This is a genomic window from Hymenobacter rubidus, assembly GCF_016734815.1.
GTDB lineage: Bacteria > Bacteroidota > Bacteroidia > Cytophagales > Hymenobacteraceae > Hymenobacter > Hymenobacter rubidus.
In genome coordinates this window covers 97,082-114,993 of record NZ_JAERQF010000012.1, presented here as the reverse complement: position 1 = coordinate 114,993, position 17,912 = coordinate 97,082, and the positions used below count along the sequence as shown (strand labels likewise).

The following is a 17,912-nucleotide window of genomic DNA, read 5'->3' as shown; positions in this document are numbered from 1 at the left end:
CGGTTGAACATCAATCCACAAGCAGCGGCCGGTGAATAGAGCAGCCTTCGACTGTTAGGCGAAGCGAATACAGCCCGCTGGCTAAGTTGCTAATATCCAAATCGGTTTTCAGACCAGTGGCGGGCAGCGGGCGTGGCGCATACGTACGCAGGCATTGGCCCAGGGCATTGTATAAGGCTATTTCTATGCGGGGAGCACCAGGGCCAGCAGGCAAAAGCAAAGTGGTAGCATGACTGGCCGGATTGGGAAAAAGCGTCGTGGCTGTTGGCAGGAGGCTGTTCTGACGAGTAGCCATCACGGCAGCCGGTACGGTCACATTGCTTGATTGAACAGTGTTTCCGCCAGCAGTGACGGCAACCGAGTAGGTACCGGGCGTAGCGACGGTGAGGTTGGGTGTGGTCGCGCCAGTATTCCAACGGTAGGTGGCCCCTGGCACGGGTTGGCTGGTGGCATTGGGGCTGGCATCGGCGTTGAGGCGAAACAGCGTGGGCGGGACCTGCACCCCATTGTAGGAGCCTAAATTACCTCCCACGATGATGCGGCCATCGGCTTGCACGGCAATGGCCCCCACGTATTGGTCGAAGCCGGTTCCGCCCGAGTTAAAGCTCGTATCTACAGTGCCGTTGGGGTTAAGACGCAGCAGGTAGCGCGAAACGGGTACGCCCTGGTAGGTGGTCATGTTCCCCCCCACGAGCAGCTTGCCCCCGGGTTGCTCTATTACTTGGGACGCAAAGCTATCGAAGTTGGCGCCGGCCGTGTTAAAGGTGGGGTCGAGCACGCCATTGGGGGTCAGCTTGACCAAGCCAAACGGAATGGCGCTTCCACTAAGCGTAGTGGAAGAGCTACAAACCGTGATGCTACCATCGGCCAGCAGGGTGAGGCCGCGCACATTCACGTTAAAGCCCGACACCTGGCCCGGCGGCTGAGGCATGAAGGTGGCATCCGGGCTGCCATCGGCCTCGAGGCGCATCAGGCGCAGGCGCTGCAGAAAACGGGGGCTATAACTTGTGAGGTTGTAAGCCGAAAATTCGCCGCCGGCCAGAATTTTGCCGCTGGGCAGCACGAGCAAGTTGCTGATGACGCCGTACGCGGGATAAAAACCATCGCCCCCTACGTTGAAGCTGGGGTCGAGGCTGCCATCGGGAAAGAGGCGTACCAGTAAATCGGGTGCATCTGTGTCGCCATTGTAGGAAGTGGCCGTGCTGCCGGCCAGAATGCTGCCATTGGGCAGCACGGCCAGCGAATATACGGTGCTGGTATTGGTGCCACCGAAACCCGTGCCCCCAGCGTTGAAGCTGGGGTCGAGGCTGCCGTTTGGATTCAGTCGCACCAAGCCCCGCGATACCGGCAGGCCGTTGTAAGTGGTGAATTCTCCACCGACCAGAATTTTACCATCGGGCTGCACCACTACTGCATGCACGGTGCCGCTACCGCTGAGGCCGCCGCTGAAACCTGTGCCACCTGCATTAAAACTAACATCGCGCAGCCCATCGGCATTTATGCGAATCATCCCAAGGGGCGTAGCCGGGTCATTGTTGTAGCGTAAAAAAGCTCCAAGTACGAATGCCTTGCAATCGGGCAATGGCACGATGGACCGAATGGTGCCCGTGCCACAGCCCTGGCCCCCGACGTTGAAGCCGGGGGTGTTGGCCGCCGCCGTGAGCGTGAGGGAGCCGCTAGCCGGCAGGCTCACAGTACCAGCGGGGCTTATGCTCACGCCTAGCCCACATTGAGCCTGGATAGTGCCATGTACTACCAGTAGCAGGCCAAGTCCAAGCACCAGCCGCTGATACAGCTGGCCTAACCCAAAAAATACTGTAGTGGTCATACAATAAGTTCAAGAAAGAAATAGGTAAGGGTAAATCTACTCATAATTTGCCCGTTTCCTGACCGATTACAAATTCCAGGATGTGTCAATAGTGGCCGCTGTGCCGCCCGACGACGCATGGCATACGCTGTTGGTCGGGTCCACCACGGGGCGGCATCACTAGCATAGGAGTGAGGCTACAAAAAAGACCGCCAGGCCATTCGCACGCTGTTCCTGAACTATTTCCCCGACCCCGACAAGTCCAAGAAGCTTAAAAATCGCCCTTCGCCGTACAAGACCATTCAGGAGTGGTTTGGCAATGGCAAGACCCTCGACTTGCTGCACGATGCCAGCACGGCCGACTACCGCAAAGCGCTGGACGAGGTGCCCGGCCTGCGCGACATCGTGAACGAGCTGCACCCCAACGAAACGCCCGAGCACACCTATTTCCTCATGGAATTCCTGCTCCACGGCCTGGCCGAGCACAGCCTGATTTCGCGCAACCGCCTCACGGCCGGCGCCCAGTTCAAGGACTTGCTTTCTTCGATGTTCACCATGCCCAGCTTTGGCGAGGATGACGACGACGAGGACGAAGAAGAAAAGCCCGCCGTCGGCGGTAGTCGGCGGAAGGAGTGTTGAAAAAGCCCCGCATGCCAACAGGTGTGCGGGGCTTTTGCGGTATTCTGTACTCTGCTTACTCAATCGCCAGGGACTGGGTACTGGTTCCCAGACCCTCGGCGGTGGCGCGCAGGGTGTAGAGACCAGCGGGCAGGTGGCTGATGTCGAGCGTGGTGGGCCCGCCCGTTGGCAATTCCTGCCGGCTCACGCGCTGGCCCAGGCCATTGTATAGCTCCACGCGCCCGTTGCGGGCTGCGCCCGTTGGCAGCGCCAGTTGCACGGTGCCGTGGGCGGGGTTGGGGTAGCAGGTCAGCAGCAAGGCGTTGGCCGAAGTTCGGGAGGCCGTCACCACTTGGTTGAGACGGGCCTTGACGTTGGGGCTGCTTCCATTCAAGCCATTGTCGACGATGACCAGCAGCGGGAAACCACCGTAGACGGTGCCCATGGCCAAAGCGGTGCCGGCGCAGTTGCTCATGAGCCGGGGGGCGGTGAAAGCGGTGCTATAGGAGGCCTTGTGCCACGCCGCCGTGCCCGAACCGGTCGTGGAGTTATAGGTTGCAAAAATGCCAACGCCATTCGGCTCGCCCGTGGCCATTACGCTGCTGGGATTGGTCACCGCGAAGACGGTGGCCGCGCCGAAACCGCCCTGCCCGGTGCCAGGGTACAGGCGCACGGCATTGCCGGGGCCATCGGCCATCACCACGTCCAGCACCCCATCGCCGGTCAGGTCGGCTACGTCGGTGGGGCCGGTGCGGGCGATAGGGGCGGTGCCAGCGAGCACAAAGCCGCCTTGGCCGTTGCCGAGGTAGGTTTTCAGCAGGTTGGTGGAGGTGCTGCCCACCAGGCAGTCGAGCTGGCCGTCGTTGTTAAAATCGGCTAAGTGAAGGTTCGGGCTGCTGGCACTTAGGTCCAGCGGCACATCGGGCGCAGCCGTGAAGCTGCCCTGGCCGTTGCCCAGGCGCACGGCCAGCACCGTCGAAGCAGACCCGGCCGGCGCCAGCACGGGCACCACAAAGTCGAGGTTGCCGTCGGCATTCACGTCGCCCACCTGCACGCGGCCGGGAGTGCCCGCCATGGGCACGGCCACCGCGGCGCCAAAGCCCCCGAGGCCGTCGCCCAGTGCCACCGATACCATGCGCAGCGCACTGCCGTTGGAGCTGGTGAGCAGGTCGAGCTGGCCGTCGTTGTTCATGTCGGCCACGGCAATGCTGCCGGGCTGCGGGCCGGTACTAAGCAAGGTGGCGGGCCCAAAGAAGCCTGGGCTGGCGGAGCTGCCGAGGCGCAGACGCACCCGGTCGTTTTGGGCGTCGGCCAGCAGCAGGTCGAGCAGGCCATCGTTGTTGAGGTCGGCCAGGGTGGGTTCGTACAGGGCGGTGCCCACCTCGGGCAAGCTGCTGCTCCCAACAAAATCCGGAGTGAAAAGCCCACTGCCCGCCTGGGTACGGAACTGGTACACGGTGCCGGCCACGGCCGGGCTGCCCGCGCCGGTGCCGTGCACCGAGGCCGGCACGGTCACGCTCACCGTTGCGCCCAGCCCAAAGCCCTGGGTGGTGTGGAAGCCCAGCTGGGTGGTGCCGTCGCCCCGCACCGTTCCGGTAAGGAGGCCGTTGCGCCGGTTGCCAAATACCCGAATGCCGCTGGCGCCGGCTACGGGCTGCGAAAACGTCAGCTCAGCGTCGCCAGATGCCGAGGCATCCATGGCATTGCGGCCGGGAGCAAAGCGGGTGATGGTGGGCGCTTGGGCAGTGGCCCGGCTGGGCGGCAAGACCGTGCAGGCCGCTCCTGCAAATAAAATGGTACAGATTTTTTTCATGGCAGAGCCGGGCAAGAAGGAAAGATAAAGCAATAATACTCAAATGGTCAGCTATATGGGCCGTATTGGCATGCTGCCGCTCACCCATACATGCCCTGTGCCATCGACGGCGATGCTCTGGCCGGCGCCTAGGCGGCCGGTGGGGGTGGGCAGGGCGCTGGCCCGGCGGCAGCGGCAGTCCGGCCCCAGCCGGGCCACGAAGGCCTGCTTTTCCCCGCGCCCGCGCAGCCAGACGCCGCCCATCAGCACCGTACCGCTGGCATGGCCGGTCAGGTAATAGTCGCCGTGCCGGTCGCGCGCCACGGCGGTGGCGGTGAGGTCACCTCCAGTTCGGGCGCCTGCAAGGGCTGCACCCATTGCCAAGGGGGTTTGGCCGACGTGGGTTGGGCTTGTGCAGTCGGGGCCATGCCCAGCAGCAAAACCAGGAGCGCCGGGAAGAGGCAACTAAACATAGCTTGGGTTTTGGGACAAGTAGCCAGGGAGACGCAAAATAGAACGCCAAGCCCGGCTAGCGTTTTCTAACTGTCACCGATTTAGTAAGTAGCAGGCAAGGCGCTGCTGCTACTCGGAGCATCTTTGCGCTGCGTATGACTATGCTGAACCGATTCACATTATCCAAGACCTTGCCCTTCGCCACCCTGCTGCTGGCGCTGCTGCCGTTTCTGGGGCTTATGTTGTTTGCCCAGCCCGCCATCGATGACTTCGACAATGCTGCAACCGTGGCCCGGCTCGGGCGCTGGGGGGCGCAATGGTATTGGTACACGCATTGGTCGGGGCGCTTCGTGGTCATTGGGGTGTCCACGCTGCTCAACCCGCTTTCCCTGATGGAACGCCACGGGGCGGCGCCGGCGGGGCTCTGGGTATTGCGCGGGGCATTAATCACGCTGGCGCTGAGCCTGGTTTTGGCGCTGCAACAGCTTTTTCGGGCCCTGCAATTAGTGCTTGCGCCTGCTGATGAGCTGCATGGCCACTCGTTTAGCTGGGGAGCCGCGCTGGCCGTGGCCATATTAAGCCTGAATGCACTGCCTGAACCGTTTTCGCTGCTTTTCTGGTACAGCGGAGCCCTTAATTATGGGCTGCCGCTGGTGTTCACCCTGGGTTTCGCTGCGGCCTTGCTGCGGGCCGGGCGCCTGCCACCGGGAGCACGGGGGCGGGGGCGATGGGCCGGGTTGGCCACCCTCAGCCTGATAGGAGCCGTGGGGGGCGGCGAGGTGGCCATGCTCTGCTGCGGGGTGTTGCTGGCGGGGGCGCTGCTGTGGCCCAGGGCTCAGGCCACGGCAGCGTCGGCCGGCTTCCGGCAGCTGCGGGCGCTTTGGGTGGGGGTGTTTTTCATCACGGCCGGGGTATTGGTGGGGGCGCCGGGCAACCGCGAGCGCCACGGCATGGCCGACCCCGACCCCGCTGGCCCTTACCACCGCTGGCTGTTGCTTGGGCCCCATACCGCGCTGGCGACTGCCCGGCTGGCGGCGCGCCCGCCGGTGGCTGGGGCCGCGCTGCTGCTGGCCGTTGCGGTGCTCGGCACGGCTTCGGCCGGCCGGGTCCGCCCTGCGACTAGTCGGCGCGAGCTGGGGCTGGTGCTGGGGGGCTTCGCACTGCTCAATTGTGCCGGCGTCGCCTTTTTGAAGGCCTTTTACTTACATGATATGTGGGTGGAAGCCCTGCCCGGCCGGGTGGTGAACGTGTTGGTAGTGCAACTGCTGGTTTCGACCACTGCCCTGGCTTTGTGGGCGCGGGAGCGGCTGCCGGGCAGGCTGCCCGAGTGGCGCGGGCGGGCGTTGCATCCGGCCCTGGGGGCGCTGGGACTACTTCTCCTGCTGACGGGGCAAACACGTCAGGCCTGGCAGGAGCTCTTGTTCATGGCCCCCGATTACGCCCGGCAGATGCAGGCCCGCTACAACCTGCTGAACGCAGCGCACCGCCGGGGGAGGCAGGCCGCGGCCGTGGTGCCGCCGCTCCGGCTGCCGCAGGTCTGGGGACTGCTGGCGCCCATTCCATCGGCCCGGCAGCGGGCCGATGTGCACGTAGAATTGTTTGAGGATGCCCGGCAGAAAAACAACCTGTTCCTGGCCCATTACTACGGCATCCGCAGCGTGCGGCTATCGGAGCCCCCGCCGCTGCCTCAGCCCTGAATGAGGCCAGGGCTCCGAATGTGTGCACTGCCTGAAAAGCTGCCAAATGCCGAAACAGCGAAGCTGTTTCGGAAGGGTGTCGTTTGCCGGTCGGACGCCTACGGCGTTGGACCGGGCGGAACCGTCTTGCTAAACAACTTCAGCTTCTTTACAACAGGAAATCAACAGGAAGGGCGGCAATTTTTGCGCATCATTCATTTCCCTGCTCCCATGAAAAAAATCGCGGCGGTTACCCTCTTATTCTGGATAATGAAAATCTGCGCCACGACGCTGGGCGAAACAGCCGGCGACCAGCTGGCCCAAACCATGAAGGTGGGCTACGGCGCCAGCTCCCTGATGTTGCTGGGCTTTTTTGCGGTGCTGCTGCTGGGGCAGCTGGCCGTATCGCGCTACATCCCGGCCCTGTACTGGGCCACCATTTTGGCCACGAGCACGGCCGGCACCACCCTTTCCGACTACATGGACCGCACCCTGGAATTGGGTTACGCCACCGGCTCCCTCATTCTGGTGTCGCTGCTGGTACTCGTGCTGGGGCTGTGGTGGCTGCGCGAAAAGTCCTTGTCCGTCACCGAAATCAAAACCCGCACCGGGGAAATCTTTTACTGGGCCGCTATTCTGGTTTCCAACACGCTGGGTACGGCCCTGGGCGACTTTCTGGCCGATGATTCCGGGCTGGGGTTTGGTGGCGGCGCCTTGCTCATTGGCAGTCTGCTGGCCGTGCTGGTGCTGGCCTATTACTTCACCCGCATTTCGCGGGTGCTGCTGTTCTGGGTGGCGTTTGTGCTCACGCGGCCCTTCGGAGCCACGTTTGGCGACCTGCTCACCAAACCCACCAGCAAGCAGGGCCTGGGATTTGGCACCCAGGGCGCTTCGCTGATTCTGTTTGGGCTGTTGGTGGTCCTGGTGCTGTACGAAACACTGCGAAGACCGGCAACCGCCGACCCTCGGACGTTGCTGTAAGGAACGCAACGGGTGAAAAAGCAGCAAGCACGCCTTGTTCCGACGGCGCGCAGTCGGGCGCGTGCTTTTAGGTTATGCGGCTAGCGCAAGCAGCCAAAATGCGTGCACGCCGGGCATTCACCGTATGGCTATATCTATGAAACGGTGAAATAATTTATCTTGCCCAAAAATTTCATTCTTTATGCGCCGTCTCTTACTCGTTTTCTTGTTCCTGCTCACCCTGGCATCCGTCCAGGCCCAGGCCCAAACCCTCAAGCCCGTGCCGCCGGTACAGGGCAAGACCGTGGGGCAAACCCTGGCCATGATGGGCATCGCCTCGCGGTTCTATTCGGCCCTGAAGCTGGCCAAGCTCGATTCCATTCTGAATAGCACGCCCAAAGTGCAGTACACCGTCTTCGCGCCCACCAACGACGCCTTCGACCGCCTCGAAGAAAAAGGGGTTAAGCTGACCAGCAGCTCGGTCAAAGGCATCGACCCGCACCAGTTCGACCTGATGATGAAATTCCACGTCGTGCCCGGCCGCTACACCACCGAAGCCCTCAAAGCCGGCCAAAGCCTGCGCACCCTTAACACGGTGCTCAACATCAAAATAACCGCGCAGGGACCCAAAATATTCGTCTCCGGCCTCAACACGGCGCCCGTTGAATTGCGCAACGCCTACATTCTGTGCAACAACGGCGTCATTCACCTCATCGACGACGTGATGATTCCCTTCTCCCGGAACCAACTGAAGCCCAACGCCGAACTGCCAAAGTAAAAGCAACGACAAAAGCGGCCATGCAGCGAAGTATCTCGCTCGCTCCGCCTGTCATCCTGAGCAGCGCGAAGGACCTTCTCATCGCCGAACAGTCTGCAGTAATTTCAAACTGCACAAACGTGAGAAGGTCCTTCGCGCTGCTCAGGATGACAGGTGATTGAGTCACTACTCCACGCGAGATGCTTCGGCTGCGCCTCTCCATGACGTTATTTTATTCGCCCACGCGGCCCGTGCCCAGCCAGCGCGCCACCGGGTAGCGGTTGTGGCCGGCCTCGTGGTAGGGCGAGTTCAGGTACACCCATTCCAGCTGCGCGGCACCGTTGGCGGCAAAGGGTGGGTTGTCTTTTTTGAGCTTTTCCAGGCGCTCCCGCAGCTTGGGGTCGCGGCGCAGCAGGTCGGCAGCCAGGTCCTCGAATACGTAGTCGGAGTAGTGCTCCTTCTGCTGAAGCACGCTGTCGAAAAAGCCCCAGGCGAAGAACGAGTCGGTGGCTTGCGGCTCCAGCGTTTCCATCAGGTAGCGCACCGGCGCCGCGCCATTGAGGTACACCACGAAGTCACCCGGCTGGAAAGTGGCCGTTTCCGAACCGGTGCGTAGCTGGGCTTGGCTGTGCACATAATGGCCCTCGAAGGGCTTGGGTGTGGTCTTAAACTCCTCAAAATAATAGAATTCCACAGGCACCGTCACCTCGCGGGACAGCGGTTTGAGGGTGGCACCGTTGCGTCGCAGAATGTCCGCCACTTCGCCCCAGGCTTTGGGAAGGATATAAGCCGCGGGCCGGCTGGCCGTAGCGGTGGGCTTAAAGGTGTTGAAGTACTTCACGGGCCGGGTAAACGGCTTGGCGCGGTCGTAGTACAGGCGCGGCTGGCCGCTGATTTCGCTGGGCTTATGGCCAGCTTCGTAGCCCCGAAACTGAACGGTTTCGTGCTGCGTGTCGTCCAGGGCCCAGGCGAGGGGGAAGGTGGTTTGGGCGGCCTGGTCGGTGGCGGCCTGGGCGCGGGCCGCCGCGAGGGCACCGGCCTGCTGGCCCACGGTTTCGAGCATGGTCAGCAGAAAATCGTAGGTGGAGTGCACGCGGGGCGCAAAGGCCTTCAGCATGTGCGTTTCGGGCATGAAGCCGATGGTGTTGAACAGGGCCGCGTAGCCGGTGGAGTAGCGCGGCGATTCCAGAAACGCCCGCAGGCCGCTTTCCGGCGTCTCGCCCTCAAAGTCGACGTAGGGCGTCATGGGCCACTTTTTCTGCTCCATGCTTTTGTAGAGCGCCGGCAGCAACTGGCCTTGCAGGTAGGTGCCCAGCGCCGGCGCCAGCTTGCTGTGCTGGGTGGCAATGAGCGTCATGGTGTACTGGTAGTCGGCGCCGTTGGACGTATGCGTTTCCACAAACACGTCGGGCTGCCACTTCTGGAAAAGCTGTGCGAAGGACCGGGCATTGCGCGATTCCTGCTTGATGTAGTCGCGGTTCAAATCCAGGTGCCGGGCGTTGCCCCGGAAGCCGTAGGTGGCCGGCCCCTGCTGGTTCACGCGGGTGGTGGCGTTGCGGTTCAGCATGCCGTCGATGTTGTAGACCGGCACAATGACGACCGTGACCTGACCCAGCAGCTTCAGCAGCGGCTTTTGTTGCAGCAGGTCGCGGGCCAGCATCATGCTGGCGTCGATGCCCTCGGGCTCGCCGGGATGGATACCGTTTTGAATGAACAGGATGCGCCGGTTTTTCTGGCGGGTGCTGGCCGGGTCGGCGTCGCCGTCGGCGCTTAGCACTACTTCATGCAGCGGCAGGCCCGCATCGGTGGGGCCGGCTTCGGCCAGGTGCACATGCTGTGGATAGGCCGCCGCCAGCTTCTGGTAGTGGGCCAGGCATTCGGCGTAGGTCGCGGTGGTGTTGCCGGCCGGGTCGTTTTCGAACGGGGTGCGCCAGGCAGGCGCCGGGGTGGGAGCGAGGGTCATCAGCGAAAGCAGGAGAAGGAACATAGTAGCGCGAACTTTGTAGTTCGCGTTTCCGCGCCGTTTCAATTGGTTGTGACGGCGTGGAGACGCGAACTACAAAGTTCGCGCTACTATTTCGCATCTGCCCGTAAACGGTGGCACTACCTTTACCCACTTCTTATTCCCTGATAACCTTTGAAAAAGCCCCTCATTCTCGTTTCCAACGACGACGGCATCACCGCCCCCGGCATCCGCCACTTAGTTGAAGCCGTGCAGGCCCTGGGGGCCGAAGTGGTGGTGGTGGCCCCCGACTCGCCGCAGTCCGGCATGGGGCACGCCATCACCATCGGCCACGCCCTGCGCCTCACCGAAAACCCCGTTTTCGGCCCCGACGTGAAGGCCTACGAATGCTCCGGCACCCCCGCCGACTGCGTGAAAATTGCCAAGCACTACGTTCTCAAAGACCGTACGCCCGACCTGGTGGTATCCGGCATCAACCACGGCTCCAATGCCTCGGTAAACGTTTTGTACTCAGGCACGATGTCGGCTGCCATTGAAGCGGCCATTGAAGGGCTGCCGGCCGTGGGTTTCTCCCTTTGTGAGTACGGCCCGAAGGCCGATTTCTCGCACGTCGGCCCCTGGGTGACGCAAGTATGCCGCCTCGCGCTGGAGCAGGGCGTGCCCGTCGGCACGGCGCTCAACGTGAACATTCCCAAGAATTCGGCCACGCCCATTGCCGGCCTGCGCCTCGCCCGGCAGGCCCGCGCCAAGTGGCAGGAGGAATTCGACCGCCGCCTCGACCCCTACCAGCGGCCCTACTACTGGCTTGTGGGCTCCTTCGTCAACCTCGACGCCGGCACCGATACCGACGAGTGGGCCCTGGCGCACAACTACGTTTCCGTGGTGCCGTGCCAGTTCGACCTGACCGCCGCGCACGGCCTGGCCCACCTCAGCACCCAGTGGCAGCTGCCCCTGCCCGAGCCGACCGACACGGCCGTGCCGCCCCAGCCCATTGCATCGGAAGACTACGGGGTAGCCTCTCAAAACTAAAGGCCCGCTGGGTATGGGCGTTTGGTTGTTTTCAGTGAAGCTGTTTAGCAAGTCGGTTCCAACCGGTCCGACGCCCTAGGCGTCCGACCGGTTGTCGTCAGAACTGACCGTCTACTTACAACCAGTCGGACGCCTAGGGCGTCGGACCGGCAATCGAGACACTGCCTAAGCAGCTTCAGTATAATGCTATCCGAACAACAGCACTAAAAAACGGTCCTACAGAGCAGAGCGAAGCAGCTCTCCCGCTTCGATGAACCAATTGGATTGCATTGCGCGGTAGAGATGCTTCGACAAGCTCAGCATGACGGCCTAACCAGTTGGTTACTTTCCTTTGTGCACAAAAAAGCCCTGGCTCACTGACCGGGGCTTTTTTACGATGATAGAAACGGGTTTGTGTGGCACATGCGGCACTGGCGGACGCGGTATTTGCCGCACCCTTTTGGGCGGCGTGCTGACGTGGGTCGATTTGCGGACCACCACCGGCCGGGTGGCCTGGGTAGGGCCGGGCAGCGCCACACGGTGCAGGGCCACTACCTCGGTGACTACTGCCAGCAGCAGCACCATCAGCAGGACTGATACTAAAAGCTTCAAGTAAGTTTTCACGGAAAGACGAATGACTACCCGAAGGTAGTTTCCGACCTATGAAGGTGACATGAACCCGGTTACGTTGAAACCGGGCGGGCCAAAGTCCAGCACAAAAGCTGTGCCTTTGCCCACTTCCGACTCGGCCCGGAGCGTGGCGCCGTGAAAGCCGGCGATGGTTTGGGCAATGGGCAGGCCCAACCCGTATCCCTCCGGCGAGCCCGGCGCATTAGCGTGGAAGCGCCGGAACCGGTCGAACAAAAACGGCAGGTGGTCGGCCGAAATACCGGGGCCGGTGTCTTCCACCCGCAGCGTGTAGCCGCCGTTGGGCGCGGCGCGGCCCAGCACCCGAATGCGCCCGCCCTCGTGGTTGTACTTGATGGCATTGGAGAGCAGGTTGCGCAGCAGGGTGTGCATGAGGCTTGCATTGGCAAGGGGGCGCACGTCGTCGCCGGTCATGTCCACGGTGAGGGCAATGTCGCGCTGCTGGCGGCGGTCGTCCAGTTCCTCGGCTACGTCGGCCACGGCCGCCGACAGGCGCACCTGCTCGTTGCGCAGGTACTGCTCGTTTTCGATGTTGGCAATGAGCAGCAGGGTGCGCACGGTGTTGCGCAGCCGGTAGAGAGTACGCTGCGATTCCACGATTTGCTGAGCATGCGGCTCGGGTAGGCTGGGGTCTTGCAGCATGTTTTCGAAGCGCGACTGCAGGATGCTGACCGGCGTGAGCAACTCGTGGCTCACATTGCTCATAAACTCCCGTTCCTTCGCAAAAGCCGACTGCACCTGATGCATCAAGGAGTTCAACCGGTCGTCGAGGCGACGGAAGTCAGTCGTGTCAGTATCAATGGGTTCAAATTGAAAATCGGAAGGCTGCCGAATGCCGCGCAGCTTGCGAATGGTGAGCTCGCGCAACGGCGCCAGCAGGTAGTGAGCAAAGGCCGCATCGGAGAAAACGGTGAGCAGGGAGGCGGCCACCAGCACCCACAGCGCCAGCTTGCGCAGCGTGGCCGTGAGCAGTTCCACGGTAGCGAGCGAGGAGCCAATCTCCAGCCGGAAAGCAGGTTCGCCCTTGGCCCCCGGTGGCCGGGCAAAGCTCAGAATGCGGAAGTCCTCCACCTGCTGGTCCACCTGCCGGGGCTCTTCGAAAATGCGCTCGGGGGGCAGCGGGGCGCCCGCAGGCAGCGGCGTCAGGGTGATGTATTCCTGCTTAAAGATGTTGTAGTCGGCGTAGGTTTCGGCCCGTTCGCCGCGCTCGAAGGCCTGCAGGCCGTCGCGGCCAATGAGGGCCAGCACGCGCCGCTGCTTCTCGCGCAGGTGCTGGTCGGTGTGGGCCACGGCCACGCGCTGCACAATGGGCGGCAGCACCAGCGCCCCCAGCAGCACCAGCAGCAGCTTAGACAGTGCATTGAAAAGGGCCAGCTTGGCTTCGAGGCGCATTTTTGCCATGCGAGGTAGAGGACGATGGAATAAAAAGAAATACGAAGCCCTGCCGGCCCATATCCGGAGCGAACTGGGTGGCTGCTTAGCGCTGCATACTCACTTACGGAGAGGAAATAAGTTGACCGGATTTTAAGCGTTTCGACCTGCGCGCACGACGGGCCGGCGAGCCCGCAGGCGTTCCCGACTTGGAACCAGCCAGCGGCAGCAGCGCAAAACCGTTCTCGTTTGCCACGTACAAAGTTGTGCCGCGCAAGGCAAGCAGGTGGGCCGCCGTAAAGCCCGTGGTGTCCGTTTTCAGGGCCCAGTTGTAGGTGCTGCTGTGCTCATCGTCGCTGAGCTTTACGAGCCAGGCCTCCGAAGGCACGGGGGCAGGCATGGGCGGGTTGGGACCGGCCACCCAGAGCGGGTTTGGGAAGCAGCCGGCCAAGTACACCGCTGGCCCCTCGGCCACCAGCGCGCTCGCCCTGTACCGGTCACGGGCCCCAACCTGCCGGACCCACGAGAAATAACCATGTGCCTCTTCGTCTTTGATTTTAGCAAGGTAAAGGTCGGCCGAATCCTGGCGGGCATCGTTGCGCAGGTGCAGATGCCCAAAGTCGGCTTCCCCCTGAAAACGGCCAACTGCGTAAACCGATGTGCCGCTCACCGCCAGGGCCACCGGCTGGTTAAGCCCGGTAACCAGTTGGGCCCACACGAAATGGCTTTGGGCGCCTTGGTCCGTCAGCTTTGCCACAAACGTATGGCCGAGGCTTTCATCTGGGTAGCCGCGCCACTTCGCGTTGCTCGTGGGTTTATCAACAACCAAGTGGCCCAGTGTCAGGGTTTGGCCAGTAAAAGTGCCCGCTACGTAGAGGCTGGTGTCGCGCACGCTAAGACTGGTAACCTCATCCATTGACCCGTAGTCGCCCTGCGCGCCGTCTATCTTTTGAGCCCACACAAAGCGAGCAGTCGCGCCTTCGTCAACCAGCTTCGCCACAAAACCATCGTACGAGGAAGGGTAGCGGTAGCGGGAATATAAATCCCGTGCGTTTTCGTCGTTAAGCTGAATAGCATCAAATTTCAGTTTTCCTCCCTTGAAGCTGCCGCCCAGGTACAGGTTATGGTCCCGGATTGCCAAGGCGTTAAGCGCCAGGCTTGTGAAGCCGGTTGCACTTAGCTGCTTCACCCACACGGCGTGGCTGCTGGCGCCGCGGTCCTCCAGCTTCACTACAAAGACTTCCGAGCCTTCGCCACTAACAAGGCTGGTGATTAGGGTATCGGCCACCTGCATGTTGGTGTGGTGCGAAGGCTCGTTCATGCCCCACCCTTTGCGGCACACCACGTATACGCTGCTGCCCACCACGGCAACGGCCGTGGCATAACTCATGGGCTGCGTCCAGACCAGGCGCTGTTGCGCGATGTTCCACTTGGCTACAACGCCGCTCCGGGTGGGCATGCCCTCAAAATTTATCTTTTCGCTGGGCAGGGTGCCCGCCAGCAATACATTCCCGTTAGCGTCGGGGGCAAGGGCGATAATCTTCAGCGGTGCCACGCTGTTGTATAGCCCCATCAACGGTAGAACTTGTGCCTTTCCAATCATTGGCAGCACCCACAGCCATAGGCTGAAAATGCAACCAAAGCGTAATAAGACGTTTCTCATGGCGCAGACAGCGGTGCGTGGGGTTTCAGCCGCGGCAAGTAATACAGCGCAATATGCGTACGCCGCTCGCCAAACGCACCATCTTCTGCCTATTCCGCCGCCCGGTAGCCGATGCCGCGCACGGTTTCCAGGAAATCGGCGGAGCCGAACTGGGAGAGTTTCTTGCGCACGTTTTTGATGTGCACGTCGATGTAGTTGGAGTCCGAGTCGTCTTCCAGCACGTTGCCCCACAGGTGCTCGCCGAGCTGCAGGCGGGTGAGGACGCGGCCGCGGTGCAACAACAAGTAGTGCAACAGGTCGAATTCCTTTTTGGTGAGGGGCACCTCCTGGCTGCCGTGCCGCACGATGCGGGCGTTGGGGTCCATGCTGAAGCCCTGACCGAAGCTGATTTCGGGGCGCTTGAGGTTGAACTTGCGGCGCGTGATGGCCTGCATCCGGCTGGTGAGCTCCAGCAGCGAAAAAGGCTTGGGCAGGTAGTCGTCGGCCCCCAGGTCGAGGCCGCGAATCCGGTCGTCGAGGGCGCCGCGGGCGGTGAGGATGATGAAGGAAGCCTCCTGGTTTTCGTTGAGGCGGGCCTCCTTTAGCAGGTCCAGGCCGTCGCCGCCGGGCAGGCCCAGGTCCAGCAGCACAAAATCATAGCTGCTCACGTAGAGCTTTTCAGAAGCCTCGGCGTAGGTGTAGGCCGAATCGACCAAATACTGGGCTTGCAGTAGAAATTGACGCATTTCCTGGTGCAGGCTTTTTTCGTCTTCGATGAGCAGAACGTGCATGGTGGGGGAGAGGGTAAGGAGAGAAGCCTAACGATGCTGCAACATACGGCACCCGTGGCTGAACGTGTGATGAAGCGCCGAGAATATCCGGGAACATGACCGGCATTAGCGAAAGTGGCGTAACTTGGGCAGAGCTTGTACTATCAATTCATTCCTTTCTTACTATGTTGACACGCGTATCTCCCTGGTTGATTTTACTGGCCGGTCTGGCTGCTTTCTTCACCCCATCGGCCGCCTGGGCCCAGGCCAAACCGGCTGCTGCCGCCAAAACCAAAATTCCCCCTACCACCGTCTATTTGGTGCGGCACGCCGAAAAAGACTCCACCTCCGACCCGCTGGACCCCACACTTTCGGTGGCCGGGCAGCTGCGGGCCCAGGCCCTGCGCCAGACGCTGGCGAAGCACCACCCGGTGGCCCTCTTCACCACCGATACCAAGCGCACCCGTGCCACCCTGGCCCCCCTGGCCGACGCCCTCAAACTGGAGCCGCAGGTGTACGACGCCAAGTACGGCCACGACCTGGCCGACCGCATTCTGAAGGAATACGCGGGCAAAACCGTGGTGGTGGTGGGCCATTCGAACACCATACTGCCGTTTATCGACGACCTGGGCGGTACTGCTCCAGTCGATGAAATTGGCGAAAACGAGTATGACTACCTGTTCACCGTGCGCGTGGCGCCGGGCCTGCAGCCCACCGTGGGCATGGGGGGCTACGGTGCCGAGCGCAAGCCGGCTGCCAAGGCCAGCGCCAAAGCCGCGCCGAAGGCCACACCCCCCGCGCCCGTGAAATAGCCGGTCCCGGCCACGTACTTTCGCGGCGTGGCCCCGCCGAGGCGGGCCTTCTCCGTTGCTATTCTTATGACCAATTACCCTTCTACGGCCTGGCTCCGCCGGAGCCTGGCGCCGCTGGCCCTGCTGGCGCTCACTGCCTTTGCCACCCAGGCCCAAAGTCGCCAAAAGCCCAAACCCGCGCCGGTAGCGGCCTCCGGGGGGGAGCGAGCCGACTCCATCGCCCTGCGCAAAATATTCGACGAAGCGCTGCTGCGCGGCGAGAGCTACGAAAACCTGCGCTACCTCACCGGCACCATCGGGGCACGGCTGTCGGGCTCGCCCCAGGCCCAGCAGGCCGTGGAGTGGGGCAAGGCCACCATGGAAAAAGCCGGGTTTGACCGCGTGTACCTGCAGGAGGTGATGGTGCCGCACTGGGTGCGGGGCAGCCGGGAGCGGGGCGAAATCGTGGGCAATAAGGACAAAGGCATCAAAGTGCCGGTGTGCGCGCTGGGCGGCTCGGTGGGCACCAACGGCAAGCTGAAAGCCGGCGTGGTGGAAGTACACAGCCTGGCCGAGGTGAAAAACCTCCCGGAAGCGGCCGTAAAAGGCAAGTTTGTGTTCTACAACCGGCCGTTCAACGATGCCCTCATCGAGCCGGGCGCGGCCTACGGCGGCGCGGTCGACCAGCGCGCCCTGGGCGCCATTGAGGCGGCCCGGCGCGGGGCCGTGGGGGCCCTGGTGCGTTCCATGACCAGTGCCCGCGACGACAACCCCCACACCGGCACCATGCGCTACGACGAAGCCGTGCCCAAAGTGCCCGGCGCTGCCCTCAGCACCAACGCCGCCGACCAGCTCAGCCAATTACTTAAGGCCAATCCCGACCTGCAATTCGAGCTGGAAATGGAATGCGTGACCCTGCCCGACGAGAAAAGCTACAACGTGGTGGGCGAAATCAAAGGCAGCAAGTTTCCGCAGGAAATCATCACCGTGGGCGGCCACCTCGACTCGTGGGACCTCGCCCAAGGCGCCCACGACGACGGCACCGGCTGCGTGCAAAGCATCGAGGCCCTGCGTGTTTTGCGTGCCGCCGGCTTCAAGCCCGAGCGCACCCTACGGGCGGTGCTGTTCATGAACGAAGAAAATGGCACCCGCGGCGGCAATGAGTACGCCCGCTTGGCCGCACAAAACAAGGAAACCCACCTGGCGGCCATCGAATCGGACGGCGGCGGCTTCACGCCCCGCGGCTTTACCGTGGAAGCCAGCCCAGCCATTGTAGCCAAAATGGGCCGCTGGGCGCCCCTCTTCCAGCCCTACCACGCCGCCGAAATCGCGGTGGGCCATTCCGGTACCGACGTGGAGCCGCTCCAGGCGGCTGTGCACCCCAAGGCCCTTATCGGCTATAAGTGCGACTCGCAACGTTATTTCGACATTCACCACACGGCCGCCGATACCTTCGATAAGGTAAACCGCCGCGAGTTGGAGCTGGGAGGTGCCAGCATGGCCTCTTTGCTCTACCTGCTGAGCAAGTACGGCCTGTAGCAGGCGTCGTGCTGAGCCGTGCAAAGCAATTTGTTCGATGGATACTTGAGGTTCAGCAAGGCAAGGGCTGCGATGATACCGGGAGGCAACTAGCCGTCCGAACATCACGCCGAGCGC

The 17,912-nt window shown here is 62.3% G+C and carries 15 protein-coding genes; 7 read left to right on the top strand and 8 right to left on the bottom strand.

Features of this window, described 5'->3' with window-relative positions; all coding sequences use genetic code 11:
• Positions 1-10: 10 nt before the first annotated feature.
• Positions 11-1,828: a hypothetical protein gene (locus JKL48_RS10885; RefSeq protein ID WP_201982304.1), complete on the bottom strand. Its 1,818-nt coding sequence runs from the start codon at positions 1,826-1,828 to the stop codon at positions 11-13.
• Positions 1,829-2,143: 315 nt separating this feature from the next.
• Here JKL48_RS10885 and JKL48_RS10880 point away from each other — a divergent pair, with 315 nt between their 5' ends.
• On the top strand, positions 2,144-2,446 hold the full coding sequence (locus JKL48_RS10880) for a hypothetical protein (RefSeq protein WP_201982302.1): 303 nt from the start codon (positions 2,144-2,146) through the stop codon (positions 2,444-2,446).
• Between the two features lie 55 nt (positions 2,447-2,501).
• Here the strand turns inward: JKL48_RS10880 and JKL48_RS10875 are convergent, their stop codons facing one another.
• Positions 2,502-4,238: a T9SS type A sorting domain-containing protein gene (locus tag JKL48_RS10875; protein ID WP_201982300.1), complete on the bottom strand. Its 1,737-nt coding sequence runs from the start codon at positions 4,236-4,238 to the stop codon at positions 2,502-2,504.
• Positions 4,239-4,289: 51 nt separating this feature from the next.
• Positions 4,290-4,595 (bottom strand): hypothetical protein, encoded by a 306-nt coding sequence (locus JKL48_RS10870; protein ID WP_201982299.1) that lies wholly within the window; start codon positions 4,593-4,595, stop codon positions 4,290-4,292.
• A gap of 266 nt (positions 4,596-4,861) precedes the next feature.
• On the opposite strand from JKL48_RS10870, the gene JKL48_RS10865 reads away from it, so the two are divergent.
• From JKL48_RS10865 to JKL48_RS10855, 3 genes are all read left to right on the top strand, one after another.
• The gene (locus tag JKL48_RS10865; RefSeq protein WP_201982297.1) at positions 4,862-6,367 is read left to right on the top strand and encodes a DUF6056 family protein; all 1,506 of its coding nucleotides are present in this window, start codon (positions 4,862-4,864) and stop codon (positions 6,365-6,367) included.
• A 210-nt stretch (positions 6,368-6,577) separates the two neighbouring features.
• The gene (locus JKL48_RS10860; protein WP_201982295.1) at positions 6,578-7,327 is read left to right on the top strand and encodes a COG4705 family protein; all 750 of its coding nucleotides are present in this window, start codon (positions 6,578-6,580) and stop codon (positions 7,325-7,327) included.
• Between the two features lie 181 nt (positions 7,328-7,508).
• Complete coding sequence (locus JKL48_RS10855) at positions 7,509-8,084, top strand: fasciclin domain-containing protein (protein ID WP_201982294.1); 576 nt, start codon at positions 7,509-7,511, stop codon at positions 8,082-8,084.
• A 211-nt stretch (positions 8,085-8,295) separates the two neighbouring features.
• On the opposite strand, the gene JKL48_RS10850 is transcribed toward JKL48_RS10855, so the two are convergent.
• Positions 8,296-10,050 (bottom strand): M14 family zinc carboxypeptidase, encoded by a 1,755-nt coding sequence (locus JKL48_RS10850; protein ID WP_201982293.1) that lies wholly within the window; start codon positions 10,048-10,050, stop codon positions 8,296-8,298.
• 150 nt (positions 10,051-10,200) lie between these two features.
• On the opposite strand from JKL48_RS10850, the gene surE reads away from it, so the two are divergent.
• Entirely contained in the window at positions 10,201-11,055 is an 855-nt protein-coding gene (gene surE, locus JKL48_RS10845; protein WP_201982292.1) for a 5'/3'-nucleotidase SurE, read from the top strand.
• A 321-nt stretch (positions 11,056-11,376) separates the two neighbouring features.
• On the opposite strand, the gene JKL48_RS10840 is transcribed toward surE, so the two are convergent.
• From JKL48_RS10840 to JKL48_RS10825, 4 genes are all read right to left on the bottom strand, one after another.
• Positions 11,377-11,658, bottom strand: a complete 282-nt coding sequence (locus tag JKL48_RS10840; protein ID WP_201982291.1) for a hypothetical protein — start codon at positions 11,656-11,658, stop codon at positions 11,377-11,379.
• A gap of 36 nt (positions 11,659-11,694) precedes the next feature.
• The gene (locus tag JKL48_RS10835) at positions 11,695-13,083 is read right to left on the bottom strand and encodes a sensor histidine kinase (RefSeq protein WP_201982290.1); all 1,389 of its coding nucleotides are present in this window, start codon (positions 13,081-13,083) and stop codon (positions 11,695-11,697) included.
• Positions 13,084-13,177: 94 nt separating this feature from the next.
• Positions 13,178-14,626, bottom strand: a complete 1,449-nt coding sequence (locus tag JKL48_RS10830; RefSeq protein ID WP_201982288.1) for a hypothetical protein — start codon at positions 14,624-14,626, stop codon at positions 13,178-13,180.
• Between the two features lie 179 nt (positions 14,627-14,805).
• Positions 14,806-15,486 carry a response regulator transcription factor gene (locus tag JKL48_RS10825; protein ID WP_201982286.1) on the bottom strand — a complete coding sequence of 227 codons (681 nt, stop codon included), beginning with the start codon at positions 15,484-15,486 and terminating at the stop codon, positions 14,806-14,808.
• A 164-nt stretch (positions 15,487-15,650) separates the two neighbouring features.
• On the opposite strand from JKL48_RS10825, the gene JKL48_RS10820 reads away from it, so the two are divergent.
• Positions 15,651-16,277: a SixA phosphatase family protein gene (locus JKL48_RS10820; RefSeq protein ID WP_201982284.1), complete on the top strand. Its 627-nt coding sequence runs from the start codon at positions 15,651-15,653 to the stop codon at positions 16,275-16,277.
• 66 nt (positions 16,278-16,343) lie between these two features.
• Positions 16,344-17,795 carry a M20/M25/M40 family metallo-hydrolase gene (locus JKL48_RS10815; protein WP_201982283.1) on the top strand — a complete coding sequence of 484 codons (1,452 nt, stop codon included), beginning with the start codon at positions 16,344-16,346 and terminating at the stop codon, positions 17,793-17,795.
• Positions 17,796-17,912 lie beyond the last annotated feature (117 nt).

What these genes read in the sequence shown, in the direction of transcription:
- JKL48_RS10885 (WP_201982304.1), bottom strand. Translation starts at nt 1,828, where the DNA reads ATGACCACTACAGTATTTTTTGGGTTAGGCCAGCTGTATCAGCGGCTG.
- JKL48_RS10875 (WP_201982300.1), bottom strand. Translation starts at nt 4,238, where the DNA reads ATGAAAAAAATCTGTACCATTTTATTTGCAGGAGCGGCCTGCACGGTC.
- JKL48_RS10870 (WP_201982299.1), bottom strand. Translation starts at nt 4,595, where the DNA reads ATGGGTGCAGCCCTTGCAGGCGCCCGAACTGGAGGTGACCTCACCGCC.
- JKL48_RS10860 (WP_201982295.1), top strand. Translation starts at nt 6,578, where the DNA reads ATGAAAAAAATCGCGGCGGTTACCCTCTTATTCTGGATAATGAAAATC.
- JKL48_RS10855 (WP_201982294.1), top strand. Translation starts at nt 7,509, where the DNA reads ATGCGCCGTCTCTTACTCGTTTTCTTGTTCCTGCTCACCCTGGCATCC.
- JKL48_RS10850 (WP_201982293.1), bottom strand. Translation starts at nt 10,050, where the DNA reads ATGTTCCTTCTCCTGCTTTCGCTGATGACCCTCGCTCCCACCCCGGCG.
- JKL48_RS10835 (WP_201982290.1), bottom strand. Translation starts at nt 13,083, where the DNA reads ATGGCAAAAATGCGCCTCGAAGCCAAGCTGGCCCTTTTCAATGCACTG.
- JKL48_RS10830 (WP_201982288.1), bottom strand. Translation starts at nt 14,626, where the DNA reads ATGGGGCTATACAACAGCGTGGCACCGCTGAAGATTATCGCCCTTGCC.
- JKL48_RS10825 (WP_201982286.1), bottom strand. Translation starts at nt 15,486, where the DNA reads ATGCACGTTCTGCTCATCGAAGACGAAAAAAGCCTGCACCAGGAAATG.
- JKL48_RS10820 (WP_201982284.1), top strand. Translation starts at nt 15,651, where the DNA reads ATGTTGACACGCGTATCTCCCTGGTTGATTTTACTGGCCGGTCTGGCT.
- JKL48_RS10815 (WP_201982283.1), top strand. Translation starts at nt 16,344, where the DNA reads ATGACCAATTACCCTTCTACGGCCTGGCTCCGCCGGAGCCTGGCGCCG.